Raw genomic sequence first — 13164 nt, forward strand, 5'->3', positions numbered from 1 at the left:
CCATTTACGCAACGCAAAGCATAACGTTTGACTGTATGGTTTGGAATGAGTATCATTATAGGTGAAAAGAGGTGACGAATCATGGGGATATGAAGCTTTATAAAATTGGCGAGCTGGCTCGCTTATCGGAAGTAAGCCCCAGAACGATCGATTATTATACGAAGCTCGGCTTAATCGATCCGGAAACGAGGTCGAATACAAATTATCGATTGTACAGTGATGAAACCTTGACTCGGCTTAAACGTATTGAATCGATGAAGAGGGAGAAATATACCTTAGAAGAGATCAAGGACAGCCTTCGTCAATGGAACAAAGTAAGCCAAGACGAGATTGTGACAGATAAACTTACATCCTTGCAGGTTCTATTGAAGCAGCTGGAACGGGAAGCGAAGGAGGTCGGCCCGCTTGTCGAGAAGCTGAAGCCGACGCAGCTGAAGAATCTGCACCAGAAGCTGACGCCATCCGCTGCTGCTTGTATCGAAGCACTCTTGCTGCTGCTGGGTAAAGGCCCTCTTTCCTGATATAACCTCAAACAAACAAAGAATGGAGTGTAGTCGAATATGTTATTCACGCCATGGACCATCCTCATTCTGGCCGCATTCGGACTGAGCGTTTGGGCAAGCTTCCGGGTTAAAGGAACCTTCAACAAATTCTCAGACGTACCGGTCGAGTCGGGATTGACCGGTTACGATGTAGCGCGGCGCATCCTGGACGACAACGGACTGTATGACGTACCGGTCGAAGCGGTTCGCGGTGCATTGACCGACCATTACGACCCGGTGGCGAGAGTCGTCAGATTGTCTGAACCCGTATACTACGAACGTTCGATCTCCGCCGTATCGGTGGCGGCGCACGAAGTCGGTCATGCGATCCAGCATAAGGTTCATTATCCGATGCTGGTAGCCAGACATAAGATTTTCCCGATTGTAAACTTTTCTTCCGGCATCGCACCGTTCCTTCTGTTAGGAGGATTTTTCTTCAAAATTTCCGGGCTCATCCTGATCGGGATTCTCTTATTCAGCGCCGCTGTCGCTTTTCAGTTGATTACGCTGCCGGTGGAGTTTAACGCTTCCTCCCGCGCCCGCGACCTGATGATCTCCTCGGGATTCATTCGTAATCATGAGGAGAAGGGCGTCTCCAAAGTATTAGGCGCCGCCGCACTCACTTATGTCGCCGCCGCACTCATCTCGGTGCTGCAGCTGTTAGAATACATTTGGATCTTCAACCGCAGCGACGATTAATTCAACTCCACCAAGAAGCCCCGGCCATCGGCCGGGGCTTCTTGGTTGCTATGTGATGCAGCCGTTGATGGGCTGGCTATGATCAAGAACGATGAATGAAAAACTCGAGTAAAAATTTACGAAACCCTTCGGCAACAAGCGGCAGCTTGTCCCCCGAGCGTTGAATCAACCCGACGCTGCGCGTTACGCGCGGTTCGATGACCCGCACCTTGGACGGCTGCAGCTGGCTAATCTCCGTTAATGCCATCTCCGGCAGCATACTTACCCCCATACCGGCCGCCACCAATCCGCGGATCGTATCCGTCTCCTCGCCTTCAAAGCCGATTTTCGGGGTAAATCCGGCCTTAGTGCAAGCTTCAAGCACGATGCTCCGCAGCGAATACTCCTCGCTGAACATAACGAACGAATCGTTCTTTAACTGTTCCAATCGAATTTGTTCATTGCGGGCCAGCGGGTGCTCCTGCGGGACGATGGCGTACAGCTCTTCCAGCAGCAGCAAATCGCCCGTGACTTGGTTATGTTTCTCGGGAAAAGGTGAAATGAAGGACAGATCGATTTCACCTTTCACCACATCGCGGATGAGACTATTGTAGGTGCCTTGACGAAGGCGGAATTTGACTCGCGGATGTGTTTCCCGAAAACGCGCCACGACGGTGGGCAGCAAATAAATGCCGAGGCTGTGCGGGAAGCCGATGCGAATTTCTCCCTGCTCCGGATCCATGAACTCATGAACTTCGTTTATCGCCCGCTCCAAATCCGTCATTATGGCTTCTACGCGACACAAAAACAACTTTCCGACCGAGGTAAGCTGGAGATTGCGCCCCTTCTGCACGAATAATTGGACACCCAGTTCTTCCTCCAGCTGGTGGATTTGCCGGCTGACCGCCGATTGCGCCACATGCAGCTCTTCCGCCGCTTGAGTCACGTGCTGCTTGCGGGCCACTTTCACAAAATACTGCAACTGTCTGAATTCCACGGGATTCCTTCCCCCTGTTTCTTGGTTGAGGCACGCTCTATTGGACAAGTTCTCATATAAAAGTTTATAATAATAATTGGTGAAATACCAATCATTCTCAAAGAGAATTAAAGGAGGCCCATGTACACATGGCACAAGCGACACTGAAAGGCAATCCGATCACGCTTGTCGGACCGGAGCTTAAAGCCGGAGACAAAGCACCTGACTTCACAGTTAACAAAAATCTGCTCGAAACCGCATCGCTTTCCGATTACGCGGGCAAAGTGAAGCTCATCAGCGTGGTGCCTTCCTTGGATACCGGCGTGTGCGACGCACAAACCCGCCGTTTCAACGAAGAAGCGGCTAAATTGGGCGACAACGTGGTCATCCTTACCATCAGTAACGACTTGCCGTTCGCGCAATCCCGCTGGTGCGGCGCAGCAGGTATCGACAAAGTCATCACCTTGTCCGACTACAAACATCATTCCTTCGGTAAAGCTTACGGTGTGTTGATCCAAGAACTGCACTTGTTGATGCGCTCTATCTTTGTTATCGACGCGAACGACACCATCCAATACGTGGAGTACCTCGGTGAAATGACCGATCACCCGAACTATGAAGCAGCTGTCGACGCTGTGAAAAAACTCGTGTAATCCATATGAAGTCATAAAAAAAACAGCGAAGCTACCCTCGCTGTTTTTTATTCCCCCCTGGAAAAACACCGGATTCAATCATGTATTTTATAAGCGGCGAGCCGCTTGTCGATATGTTTGAAGATGTCCAGTATGGTGCGGTAATTGGAGCCCAAGTCCCCCAGCGAACCGCGCGAGGCGGAATATACATCGATGGCCGTTTTGACCGGGTTGATCCCGAATAACGTCACCGTAATATCCTGCGTCCTGCCGGTAATCGTCCGCCGTTCCAATACGATCTCGCCGACGCTGCGCACCTCATGGAGCAGCTTGTAACCGTTCAATTTTTTGAACATGTTGACCACTTCATCCATGGCCTGGTCTTTGGAGAGTTTATAATTGCGGGTCTTCAGCAGCGGATCCCTGGCTTTCTCTCCGGTCGTTTCATGGCTGCGAATCAGACCGATTAAGGTTCGCTTTAGCAAAGCATTCCCTCCTATGCGAAGTGCGTATCTATTCCAGTTAACACTAATGTTTATCATATCATTGTTTACAAGGAAGAGAAAGAGGAAATGCGCGTTTTCGCAAGAAAAAGAGCCGAATCAGAAGTGAAGCGGCTCTTTCTCTTGAATTAAACTTCTTCTAGAAAACCGATTGATTGGCGCCTTCCCAATCCTTCAAGAAACGTTCGATGCCTGCATCCGTCAACGGGTGCTTGGCCATCTGTTGAATGACTTTATAAGGGACCGTTGCGATATCTGCGCCCAGCAGCGCCGCATCGATGACATGCGTCGTCGTCCGTACGCTGGCGGTAATGATTTCAGAGGAAATGTTATGAATTTTAAACATTTCGCTGATTTCTTTAATCAGGTTCATCCCGATTTGGTTAATATCATCGAGACGGCCGACGAACGGAGAGACGTATGTAGCGCCGGCGCGTGCAGCCAACAGCGCCTGCGTGGAGCTGAAGATAAGCGTTACATTCGTCTTAATGCCAAGCTCGGTGAAACGTTTCGTTGCCTTTAACCCATCCTCGGTCATCGGCACTTTTACCACGATCCCGTCGCCCAGAGAAGCGAGCTTCTTGCCCTGCTCCACCATTTCATCGGCTTGCAAGCTGATAACTTCCGCACTGATCGGAAGGTTGCCGACAATGGCGGATATTTCGCGTACCGTTTCAAAAAAATCTCTGCCTTCCTTCGCGATCAGCGAAGGATTCGTCGTGACGCCGGCAATGACGCCAAGCTCATGCGCTTTTCGGATTTCTTCCACATTGGCGGTATCGATAAACAGCTTCATCTCCAACATCCCTTCATCATATGTATCCGGTATTTTGGGCACAAAAAAACCCGCATATGCCGTCCGGTTTAGTGTCTCAAACCCGCTCTCGCAGGTGGGTGTCCGCAGAACCGGTTTTGAGATCCCTTTTCGAGGGCATGTCAGCCGCGATTCAATGTTGGTCTCCCTAGAAACAGTCATTGGTTCAAAACAACTTTAAAACCGAAACGAACATCGCAGGATTTTGTTGTAGTCTTATTATAATCTACCGCTGAGCGAAAGTAAACTCGGCCGCGGATGAAGTTCATGGAACGGTGGGAACTTATTGCTTGTCCGCTTGGTTGGCGTTATCTTTAGCCGCATCCGCCGCAAGAAGGTCGCCAGACTTCGATGCTTCATCCGGGTCCGACGGCGCATCGCCTTCGTCCGCCTCTTCCTTCCCGCTCAAAGCCTGCTGCTTTTCCTGCAGCTTGCCGAAGATGAGATTAAAGTGCCAGAACGAAATGACGGCGATTAGACTGCCGGTGAAGAACGGAATCAGGAACGTGAATATGCGAGTGCTCACGAACAGCACAACACCGACCAGCACAATCATGGACAAGGAGCGAATCGGGCTTCCGATCGTAATCAGCACCGCATTCTTGACAATCTGCAGCATCTTCATATGCAAATGCGTCAATATAGAAAAGAAATGGAACAAAGAAATGATCAGCAGCACCGAAATCGACATCACCAAAAAACGTAAAATGCCGAACAGCCCGGATTGATTCCCGTAAAATTGAAAATTGGCGTACAAGATAGCGCCAAACAGCAAGTAAATAAATCCGCCGATCATCGCTTGAACGAAGTTTGACTTGTAGCCGCGGAAAAATGTCTTGAACAGCGGCACATCCTCATCCCCCGTCACCCATTTACGCGCGACACTAAACATGGCCGCCGTCGAAGGAAAGAGGGTGAACGGCGAAACGACAGCCATTAAGAACAAGGTTTGGTAGACCATCTGCTCTGTTGTCGAATTCAACAGTAAAATACCTAGGAAAAAGAACGGTATCGCGCAAAAGATCCATAATAAATTGATGACGGACAACCGCATAATCCATTCGGAAATCCGGTAAAATCCGCCCATTACTCCTCGAAACTCCACTACAACGCCTCCTTCTGTCTCCAAACTTATTATAGCTTATTTCCGGAAATCCAGGTAGCCGTCCATGCCCGTCCGGGAAATTCAAATACGGCTATAAAATCAGGAAGGCCCATGCTTTAGGCATGAGCCTTCCCGATTTGGTAACTAGGGCGATTCGTGTATTATACGAGCGTTTCTTCGTTCGACCGATTGGACGAACGCGTATGACCGCCGCGGTCGCTGCGTCCTTCTTGACGGTTATCCGAACGGCCGCGATAATCGCGGTTCTCACGGTAGCCGCCTTCGCGACGTCCGCCATCACGGCTGCCGTCACGACGGGAGCCGCCGCGGTCGCCACCACCGTAAGGACGGTCATTGCGGCGTGCGCCGCCTGCCGTACCGTAAGGGCCGGAAGGTCTGCGTCCGTTCGAACGAATGTCCGGACGACGCTTCTTAGCGCGAATCGGATCCTCTGGCGTCAGTTCGATTTCAACTTCCTTCTTATCGCCGCCGGTCAGCAATTTCAAAGCGGAAGCCAGCAGGTGAACCGAGTCGTGCTGCTCCAACAGCGAGATCGCAAGACCTTTATATTCGTTATGTTCTTCTTTTTGAAGCACTTCAAGCACGCGCTCGGCTGTCAGCTTTTGCTTGCCTTCAATCGCTTCAGCCAAGCTTGGCATCGGCTTACGGGCAATGCGATGACGGGTAATTTTCTCGATAAAGTACAGGTGGTCGATCTCGCGCGGCGTTACGAACGAGTAGGCCACGCCTTCTTTACCGGCACGGCCGGTACGGCCGATCCGGTGCACATAACTTTCCGGATCTTGCGGCAAGTCGAAGTTGATGACATGCGTTACGCCGGAAACGTCCAATCCGCGTGCGGCTACGTCGGTAGCGACCAGTACATCGATGCTTCCGTCACGGAATTTGCGCATCACGTTATCGCGTTGGTTCTGGGACAAGTCCCCGTGCAAACCTTCCGCCGTATAACCGCGTTTTTGCAGCGCTTCGGACAGCTCGTCGACACGGCGCTTCGTGCGGCCGAAGATAATCGCGAGATCCGGGGATTCCATATCGATCAAACGGCACAGCGCTTCGAACTTCTGGCGCTCATGCAGCTCGATGTAAGCTTGCTCGATGTTAGGTGCGCTGATTTGCTTCGGAATAACCGAAACGTGCTCCGGATTTCTCAGGAACTGTTGCGCCAGCTTCTGGATATTAGTCGGCATCGTCGCCGAGAAGAGCATCGTTTGACGCTCGTCCGGAACAAGCCGAAGGATGGATTGGATATCTTCCATGAAGCCCATGTCGAGCATTTCGTCCGCTTCATCCAGGATAACCGTCTGCACGTCGTCCAGCTTGATCGTTTTGCGGTTAATGTGGTCGAGCAAACGGCCCGGCGTACCGATAATAATTTGCGGCTTCTTGCGCAGGCCGCGGATTTGCTTCACGATATCTTGACCGCCGTAGATCGGCAGCGAGCGGATGCCTTTGAAACGACCGAGCTTTTCGATTTCTTCCGCCACTTGAATGGCAAGTTCGCGGGTCGGACACATGATGAGCGCTACGATGCGTTCTTCCTTGATGTCGATTTTATTGATCAACGGAATCCCGAATGCTGCCGTTTTCCCGGTTCCCGTCTGTGCTTGACCAATGAGGTCGCGGCCCTCCATGGCTACAGGAATGGCCTTATCTTGAATCGGAGTCGATTCTTCAAAGCCCATCTCCGTAATGGCACGCAACACTTTCGGCTCCAAGCCGAATTCACTAAACGTTTTCAAATGATTTCATTCTCCTTTGTTCTATGGGTTCTCATATTGTCTGTACCCTTAAGTGCGACTCCTATCTTCTTTTTATTACTCTCTTCATGAAACACTTTCTAGCTGTGTCAAAATGAACAGTCAAGGCCGTACTTAAGAATATCTTTAGTATTATACCACATGCGGAAGTCATATTCCAGAAATGTTCAAATTGAAACCCGTTTTCCCCGAACATCGTATATAATACATATATAGAATGCCCTGACGAAAAGGAGCGACAGCCCATGTCCGTATGGAAAAGAGTGGGAGGAATTTTGAAAAGCAACAAGTCGGTGCCGGAGACTAAACCCTCCAATCCGTTTGAAGATACGAAGGTTGGAGACATCGTGAGCGTCGATCTGGAAGAATACGTCGTGTCCGGCAAGCTGACGTACTTCGATCAAGGTTTCGCACCGCATCGCTTTGCGTATTATTTGCAAAACGGCAAGCATCTCTCCTGTTTGCTTGTGGAAAAAGGACGTACGTACGAATGCTTTATTTGTGAATTCGTGGAGGGAGCTTTGGACGATCCTAACGATGTGCCTACCCGGCTTGACACAGGCGGCGAGGTGACGTACGAGCTTGAGCACAATCGGACCGACACGGTGCGGACCGAAGGCAATACGGATTTCCGGGCCGCGGACCAAGTGATGTTTTGGCGTTATTTCGGGACGGAGGATCGTTATTTTTTCCTGCAATGGCAAGACGGTAAATATGTGGCGATGGAAGGCGAACGGACGCCTGCCGGTTTAATCAAATTTTTGAAAGCTTCGAGCGAACCGAAGTCTCATTGATTCGTTTCGCCTGATCATACGATGGTTCTGCGAGGAGGTGACCCTGTTCAATGAAGCGTGCAGCCCGTTGGCTCGCCCTTGTGCTCGTATTCGCGCTATTAGCCGGATGCGGCGATTCAGGCAATTTTATTAAGGAAAACTATTCGTTGATCGACGTTCAGGGCCAAGGCAAGAGCACTGCCAAAATTTATTCGGTAACCGGCAAAGATGTGCCTACTGTAGCTCATGAACTGGAACAGCAAGAGAAACCGCAGGAAATAAGCAAAGAATCGACCGAGCGGATGTTTCTCGTATACGACAACAAGATCATTCATGTCCAGAAAGACCCGGATAACGAAAATACGACGCTTGTTGAATTAGACACGATCCAATATGCAAAAGATAATTACGACTCTTCGTTCTTGCAAGGATATTTAACCGCTACGCTGATTCAATCTGTTTTTGGCGGAGGCTGGTTTAACAGCCACCGGGGATATGACTACCGGGGCTACACGTCCAGCAAGCGTTACGACGATTACGGCAAATACCAGACGGCGCCTTATCCGAGCGCCTCCGCTCCCGCGAAGACGCCGGCGCAGACCGCGCCTTCGACGTCCGATCGCAAAGGGAGCTTCACAACGACGCCAACCAAGCCCAGTACGGGCGCCGGAAGCAGCAGCGGCTCGGTTCGCCGGAACGACGGCTCCACCCCAAGCTACGGCAAAGCGCCGTCAAGCGGATCGTCCAAGCCGAGTACAAGCAAGCGATCCGGTTCTTTTAAACGAAAATAACGATCGAAACGTGAAGCTTTCCGCGACAATCGTGAGAGAGCTTCACGTTTCGCATTCACGGAGGATTCCTATGATAAAGCTGCAGCGCTCGTGGATCGGTTCCATTCTCGTGACCGTCTTGAGCTCGGCTTTCATTGCGGCCAGCTTCAATTTGTTCCTCATCCCCCACCAACTGCTCAGCGGCGGCTTGTCCGGGATTGCGATGATGATCGGGTATTTGACCGGGTTCGACATCTCTCTGCTATACCTCGTATTGAACTTGCCTGTCCTGATTTGGGGACTGGTTTCGATCGGACGCAAATTCATTGTGCTCAGCACGTTTTCCGTTATCTTAACGACATGGTTCATGCGGATCGTACCCGTCGATACCGTTGCGAACGATTCGATCATGTCCGCCGTTACCGGCGGCGTGCTGCTCGGTATCGGTTCGGGCATCACCATGAGGGCTGGCGGCTCGACAGGCGGCCTCGATATCATCGGATCGATATTGACCCGTAAACGGGATTTTCCGCTCGGCACCGTCCTGTTCGCTTTGAACGGCGTCGTTATTTTAATGCTCGGCTATTATAAGAACAACTGGGACCTCGCCCTCTATTCGATGGTAACTATTTTTATTACGGGCAAGGTCGTGGACACGATACATATCCGGCATTTGAAGGTCACCGTCTATATCGTCACGCAAAAGAAGGATCTGCTGCTGCAAAAAATGAAAAAGCTGCACCGCGGCGTTACCGTTATTCAAACGGAAGGGGCATATACGAAACAGCCGCAGCATATGCTGATGACCGTAACGACCCGTTATGAGCTCGCCGACCTCCGGCAGCTCGTCCGCAAATGGGATCCGCAAGCGTTCGTGAATATCACCGAAACCGTCGGCGTTATGGGCTTATTTCGCAGAAATTAGCTTATTTTTAGCTGTCCGCTGGCACAAAAGTACCGCTGTCAACTTAAACAATCTATGTTATAATCTAATTGTAACTTCATAGCCGTTGATTTCCCCGGCTTTACCTGTATGGCTCGTAAGTGGCTCCTGATCTCTCAACACCAGATGACGGGAAGGGTGATGCTTGTGGAAACAGTAAAGCTTTCGACGATTGTTATGAAATTAACGCCGGAATTATATCCTTTTCTCAAGCAGCGTGAACTCGAGTCGGAGATCGTGCTGCGAAACGGGCTCGCTGCCCTGGAGGCCGAGGACGCCATGGAAATTATTCAATACAGCATATCCGAGCACCAGAAAGACGCCCACCTTCATTAAGAAGGGGGCGTTTTATTTATGAGTTTCAACATTTCGCAATAATTCCATGTTATGCTTTCCGCCTAAATGTGATATGATATGACATAGAATACGGTAATCGGAGGGATCATGAATGGGCGCCTTATCCCCATGGCATATTATTTTAATCGCTGTCGTGCTGCTGCTGCTGTTCGGACCGAACAAGCTGCCCGAGCTCGGCCGCAGCTTCGGCAAGATGTTCCGCGAGTTCAAGGATGCGACGAACAACAACAGTGGAAACACGAATGACAACCGTGAGCTGGAAGCTCCGAAAAAAGAGCTGGCGATTGCTTCCGATACGGCACAACAGCCAAACGCGCAAAAATAGAAAAGCTCCTGACCGGAGCCTTTCCAAGCCATCCGCCTACACGGCAGGATGGTTTTTTTTACGCATATAGGCCTGCGTACCGAATGTGAGCACAGCGGCGAGGCCGGCTATCACCGCACCGAAGAGATACATATCATTTCCGCCGAATACGTCTTTGACGAAGCCGCCGGCGTAGCCGCCCGCGATCCCGGCCAATCCGAGAAATACCATGGACAGCATCGATTGTCCCGTCGATTGCAGATGGTCAGGTACAAGACGTACGACGTAATGCACCGAGGTAATCCAAAACACGGCGAAGGTGATGCTCTGCGTCGTTTGCAAAAACATGAGAATAACCGGGTCTTGAATAAATCCGTACAACAACCAGCGGATCGTATACAGCACCGCCACGATGCCGAGCAGAGCCAGTTCGTGAAACCTGTTCAAATACCGCCCCAGCAGCGCAAAGGTAGGGATTTCACTGCCTGCGGCAAGCGCCCATGCCCAGCCGACCATCACATCGGAGCCGCCCAAATCTTTTAAATACAAAGCAAACAACGAATCGTTCATCCGGTGCGGAACCATGATCAGGAAAATGAGAAATAAAAACCATATAAACTGTTTGTTGCGCAGCATGCTGCCGAAAGCGCGCAACGATACGACAGCGTCGCCTTTCCCCTTCTCGTCGCGCAGCAGCAGTAGAAGAAGCATCGGCAGAACCCATATCGTCCAGTACAGGAAAGAAAGATTATGCATGCCTCCGAGCGCCGTGAGCAGGAAACCCGACGACAAGGACAGCAGCATGAAGCCGACCGAGCCCCACATTCGCACGGAGCCGTACGTCGCATGCGCCCGCTCCGCCACACGTATCGACAAGGTATCGAGCAGCGGCGTCGAAGACAGCATGAAGAAATACAGCATGAGCATGAAGATGAACGCACTCATATACCCGCTCGTTCCGAAGATGCCGATACTGGACAATATCGTCATGCCCCACAAGCAAAAAATAATGAGCTTCAACGTTTGATAACGATCGCTGATATATCCCCACATCGGTTGGGCGAATATCGTGATGAACGGTCCGATCATCATCAACAGCCCGATTTGCGAAGACGAATAGCCGCGCTCCCCCAAATATAACGGCAAAAAAGGATTAAGTACGCCGGTCGTTGCATAATATGAAAAATTAAGGCCCCGCAATTTCCAAAGCTGCTTGTTCATCATTACCTTCCTTTAATCAAACTAAGATCGCATGTCCCATCGGCCATCATTCTTTGCATTGTAGCACGGTTCGTCAAATTGTATCAAAGCTGTCTATCGATTTTCGGTTTCTTTGGTATAATGATAGATATTATACTAGCAGGGAGAGACGAACATGGAACTCTTAGTGGCCGCGTTATTCATGGCTTGGAGCGGCGTTAGCGCCGACCATCCCGACGCCACGTTCGAACAAATGGTGCAGGCATCCTTAGATTCCAAGAACGCCATCGTGCAGCAAACGCAGCCAGCCGCAACCCCGAACGGCAATCCCGAAGACCCGCTTAAGCCGGCCGTCAAGCTGGACCCGCAGAAGGACGCCCCCGCCGTAAAAGGCATCTATGCGACGGCGCACAGTGCCGGCGGCTCGCGGATGAACACGCTGCTCAAGCTGATGGATGACACCGAGCTGAACGCAATGGTCATCGATGTGAAGGACGATTGGGGGTATATTACATACGATACCGGGAATCCGGCCTTGCTTGCCATGGAGACAACGCAAAAAATTATTCCCGACGTGGGCAAGCTTATGTCGACGCTGAGTGAGCACGACGTATATCCGATTGCCCGCATCGTCGTATTCAAAGATACCTTGTTGGCCAAAAAACGTCCTGATCTTTCTTTCTTAAACGCAGACGGTTCCGTCTGGGGCAATAGTAAAAATCCACCCGACAGCTTCGTGAATCCTTATAAAAAAGAAGTATGGGACTACAATATCGAAGTGGCGAAAGAAGCCGTAAAAGCCGGATTTAAAGAAATACAATTCGACTACGTCCGGTTTCCGGAAGGCTTCGAGAAAAGGGCCGACTCCCTGAAATACGACAAAGACGACCGGACGCGCATCGATGCCGTCGCCGAGTTCGTCAAATACGCGCACGAGCAGCTCGCTCCGCTCGGCGCAAGGGTGTCCGTAGACATTTTCGGTTATGCCGCTTCCGTACCGGCTGCCGAAGGGATCGGGCAAGATTTTCAAAAAATTTCGCAGAACGTCGACGTCATCTGTCCGATGATTTATCCGAGCCATTATTCGACCGGCTGGTTCGGCTCTAAAGTGCCGGACGCCGCTCCCTACGCCACCATTGACGGCGCGACTAAAGATACGCACAAAAAACTGGAACCGCTTCAGGAGCTCAAGCCCGTCGTCCGCCCCTGGATTCAAGACTTTACCGCCACTTGGGTGCCGGGGCATATCCGGTACGGCAAGCAGCAGATCGAAGAGCAGATCCGCGCCTTGAAGGATAACGGTGTGGAAGAGTTTCTGCTGTGGAACGCCGTGAATACGTATACGCCGGACGTCGATTACTAAAAGAGAGCGGATCGCACCGCAAGTATGGGGCGATCCGCTCTCTTTGGCATGGCGGATAGTTTATGCGCTGCTGCCTCGGCGAACGCCGAGATCGGGCAGCTGCCAATCGATCGGTTCGCTGCCGATGCTTTGCAGGAAAGCATTCGCTTGCGAATACGGCTTGCTGCCGAAAAATCCCCGATGCGCAGATAGCGGACTGGGATGCACGCTTCGCAGGATGAGATGGCGCCGGTTCGTGATCAGCTGCATCTTCTGCTGGGCATGGCTGCCCCAGAGAATGAATACGATCGGCTTCTCCCGTTCGTTCAACAGCGAGATGACGCGGTCGGTGAACCGCTCCCAGCCTTTTCCTTTATGCGAATTCGCTTCTCCTTCCCGGACTGTCAGCACGGTGTTCAGCAAGAGAACGCCCTGCTGCGCCCAAGG

General features: G+C 51.3%; 16 protein-coding genes and 1 other RNA gene. 9 read left to right on the forward strand and 8 right to left on the reverse strand.

The window, feature by feature from the left end:
• Positions 1-89 precede the first annotated feature (89 nt).
• Complete coding sequence (locus JMF85_RS23175; protein WP_054796821.1) at positions 90-521, forward strand: helix-turn-helix domain-containing protein; 432 nt, start codon at positions 90-92, stop codon at positions 519-521.
• Between the two features lie 39 nt (positions 522-560).
• The gene (locus JMF85_RS23180; RefSeq protein ID WP_054796820.1) at positions 561-1241 is read left to right on the forward strand and encodes a zinc metallopeptidase; all 681 of its coding nucleotides are present in this window, start codon (positions 561-563) and stop codon (positions 1239-1241) included.
• 82 nt (positions 1242-1323) lie between these two features.
• On the opposite strand, the gene gltC is transcribed toward JMF85_RS23180, so the two are convergent.
• The gene (gltC, locus tag JMF85_RS23185) at positions 1324-2217 is read right to left on the reverse strand and encodes a glutamate biosynthesis transcriptional regulator GltC (RefSeq protein ID WP_054799239.1); all 894 of its coding nucleotides are present in this window, start codon (positions 2215-2217) and stop codon (positions 1324-1326) included.
• A gap of 128 nt (positions 2218-2345) precedes the next feature.
• Between gltC and tpx the strand changes: the two genes are divergently transcribed.
• On the forward strand, positions 2346-2849 hold the full coding sequence (tpx, locus tag JMF85_RS23190; RefSeq protein ID WP_127606112.1) for a thiol peroxidase: 504 nt from the start codon (positions 2346-2348) through the stop codon (positions 2847-2849).
• Positions 2850-2923: 74 nt separating this feature from the next.
• Here tpx and JMF85_RS23195 read toward each other — a convergent pair whose 3' ends face one another.
• From JMF85_RS23195 to cshA, 5 genes are all read right to left on the reverse strand, one after another.
• On the reverse strand, positions 2924-3313 hold the full coding sequence (locus JMF85_RS23195) for a DUF1499 domain-containing protein (protein ID WP_127606113.1): 390 nt from the start codon (positions 3311-3313) through the stop codon (positions 2924-2926).
• A gap of 157 nt (positions 3314-3470) precedes the next feature.
• The gene (gene fsa / locus JMF85_RS23200) at positions 3471-4127 is read right to left on the reverse strand and encodes a fructose-6-phosphate aldolase (RefSeq protein WP_127606115.1); all 657 of its coding nucleotides are present in this window, start codon (positions 4125-4127) and stop codon (positions 3471-3473) included.
• Positions 4128-4170: 43 nt separating this feature from the next.
• A non-coding RNA gene (gene ssrS, locus JMF85_RS23205) (6S RNA) lies at positions 4171-4352 on the reverse strand.
• 76 nt (positions 4353-4428) lie between these two features.
• A complete protein-coding gene (locus tag JMF85_RS23210; RefSeq protein ID WP_127606117.1) occupies positions 4429-5250 on the reverse strand; it encodes a YesL family protein in 822 nt (273 codons plus the stop codon).
• Between the two features lie 161 nt (positions 5251-5411).
• Positions 5412-7010 carry a degradosome RNA helicase CshA gene (cshA, locus tag JMF85_RS23215; protein ID WP_127606119.1) on the reverse strand — a complete coding sequence of 533 codons (1599 nt, stop codon included), beginning with the start codon at positions 7008-7010 and terminating at the stop codon, positions 5412-5414.
• Between the two features lie 263 nt (positions 7011-7273).
• Between cshA and JMF85_RS23220 the strand changes: the two genes are divergently transcribed.
• The 5 genes from JMF85_RS23220 (at position 7274) to tatA (ending at position 10196) form a co-directional block, all read left to right on the forward strand.
• Positions 7274-7822 (forward strand): DUF4178 domain-containing protein, encoded by a 549-nt coding sequence (locus JMF85_RS23220; RefSeq protein WP_054799237.1) that lies wholly within the window; start codon positions 7274-7276, stop codon positions 7820-7822.
• A 50-nt stretch (positions 7823-7872) separates the two neighbouring features.
• On the forward strand, positions 7873-8592 hold the full coding sequence (locus JMF85_RS23225; RefSeq protein ID WP_127606123.1) for a DUF4247 domain-containing protein: 720 nt from the start codon (positions 7873-7875) through the stop codon (positions 8590-8592).
• Between the two features lie 70 nt (positions 8593-8662).
• Complete coding sequence (locus JMF85_RS23230) at positions 8663-9496, forward strand: YitT family protein (protein ID WP_201318994.1); 834 nt, start codon at positions 8663-8665, stop codon at positions 9494-9496.
• Positions 9497-9655: 159 nt separating this feature from the next.
• A complete protein-coding gene (locus JMF85_RS23235) occupies positions 9656-9850 on the forward strand; it encodes a hypothetical protein (RefSeq protein WP_054796819.1) in 195 nt (64 codons plus the stop codon).
• A gap of 112 nt (positions 9851-9962) precedes the next feature.
• Positions 9963-10196 (forward strand): twin-arginine translocase TatA/TatE family subunit, encoded by a 234-nt coding sequence (gene tatA / locus JMF85_RS23240; RefSeq protein WP_127606127.1) that lies wholly within the window; start codon positions 9963-9965, stop codon positions 10194-10196.
• Positions 10197-10232: 36 nt separating this feature from the next.
• Here the strand turns inward: tatA and JMF85_RS23245 are convergent, their stop codons facing one another.
• Entirely contained in the window at positions 10233-11396 is a 1164-nt protein-coding gene (locus JMF85_RS23245) for an MFS transporter (protein WP_127606129.1), read from the reverse strand.
• A 154-nt stretch (positions 11397-11550) separates the two neighbouring features.
• Here JMF85_RS23245 and JMF85_RS23250 point away from each other — a divergent pair, with 154 nt between their 5' ends.
• Entirely contained in the window at positions 11551-12738 is a 1188-nt protein-coding gene (locus tag JMF85_RS23250; RefSeq protein WP_141333801.1) for a putative glycoside hydrolase, read from the forward strand.
• Positions 12739-12798: 60 nt separating this feature from the next.
• On the opposite strand, the gene JMF85_RS23255 is transcribed toward JMF85_RS23250, so the two are convergent.
• On the reverse strand, positions 12799-13164 hold a 366-nt coding region (locus tag JMF85_RS23255; RefSeq protein ID WP_201318995.1), incomplete at its 5' end, for a uracil-DNA glycosylase.

It is taken from the genome of Paenibacillus sp. EPM92 (genome assembly GCF_016586185.1).
GTDB lineage: Bacteria > Bacillota > Bacilli > Paenibacillales > NBRC-103111 > Paenibacillus_G > Paenibacillus_G validus.

Coding starts and splice junctions, on each gene's coding strand:
- JMF85_RS23180 (WP_054796820.1), top strand. CDS start 561: ATGTTATTCACGCCATGGACCATCCTCATTCTGGCCGCATTCGGACTG.
- JMF85_RS23220 (WP_054799237.1), top strand. CDS start 7,274: ATGTCCGTATGGAAAAGAGTGGGAGGAATTTTGAAAAGCAACAAGTCG.
- tatA (WP_127606127.1), top strand. CDS start 9,963: ATGGGCGCCTTATCCCCATGGCATATTATTTTAATCGCTGTCGTGCTG.
- JMF85_RS23250 (WP_141333801.1), top strand. CDS start 11,551: ATGGAACTCTTAGTGGCCGCGTTATTCATGGCTTGGAGCGGCGTTAGC.
- JMF85_RS23225 (WP_127606123.1), top strand. CDS start 7,873: ATGAAGCGTGCAGCCCGTTGGCTCGCCCTTGTGCTCGTATTCGCGCTA.
- JMF85_RS23175 (WP_054796821.1), top strand. CDS start 90: ATGAAGCTTTATAAAATTGGCGAGCTGGCTCGCTTATCGGAAGTAAGC.
- JMF85_RS23235 (WP_054796819.1), top strand. CDS start 9,656: ATGCTTGTGGAAACAGTAAAGCTTTCGACGATTGTTATGAAATTAACG.
- tpx (WP_127606112.1), top strand. CDS start 2,346: ATGGCACAAGCGACACTGAAAGGCAATCCGATCACGCTTGTCGGACCG.
- JMF85_RS23230 (WP_201318994.1), top strand. CDS start 8,663: ATGATAAAGCTGCAGCGCTCGTGGATCGGTTCCATTCTCGTGACCGTC.
- fsa (WP_127606115.1), bottom strand. CDS start 4,127: ATGAAGCTGTTTATCGATACCGCCAATGTGGAAGAAATCCGAAAAGCG.
- JMF85_RS23245 (WP_127606129.1), bottom strand. CDS start 11,396: ATGAACAAGCAGCTTTGGAAATTGCGGGGCCTTAATTTTTCATATTAT.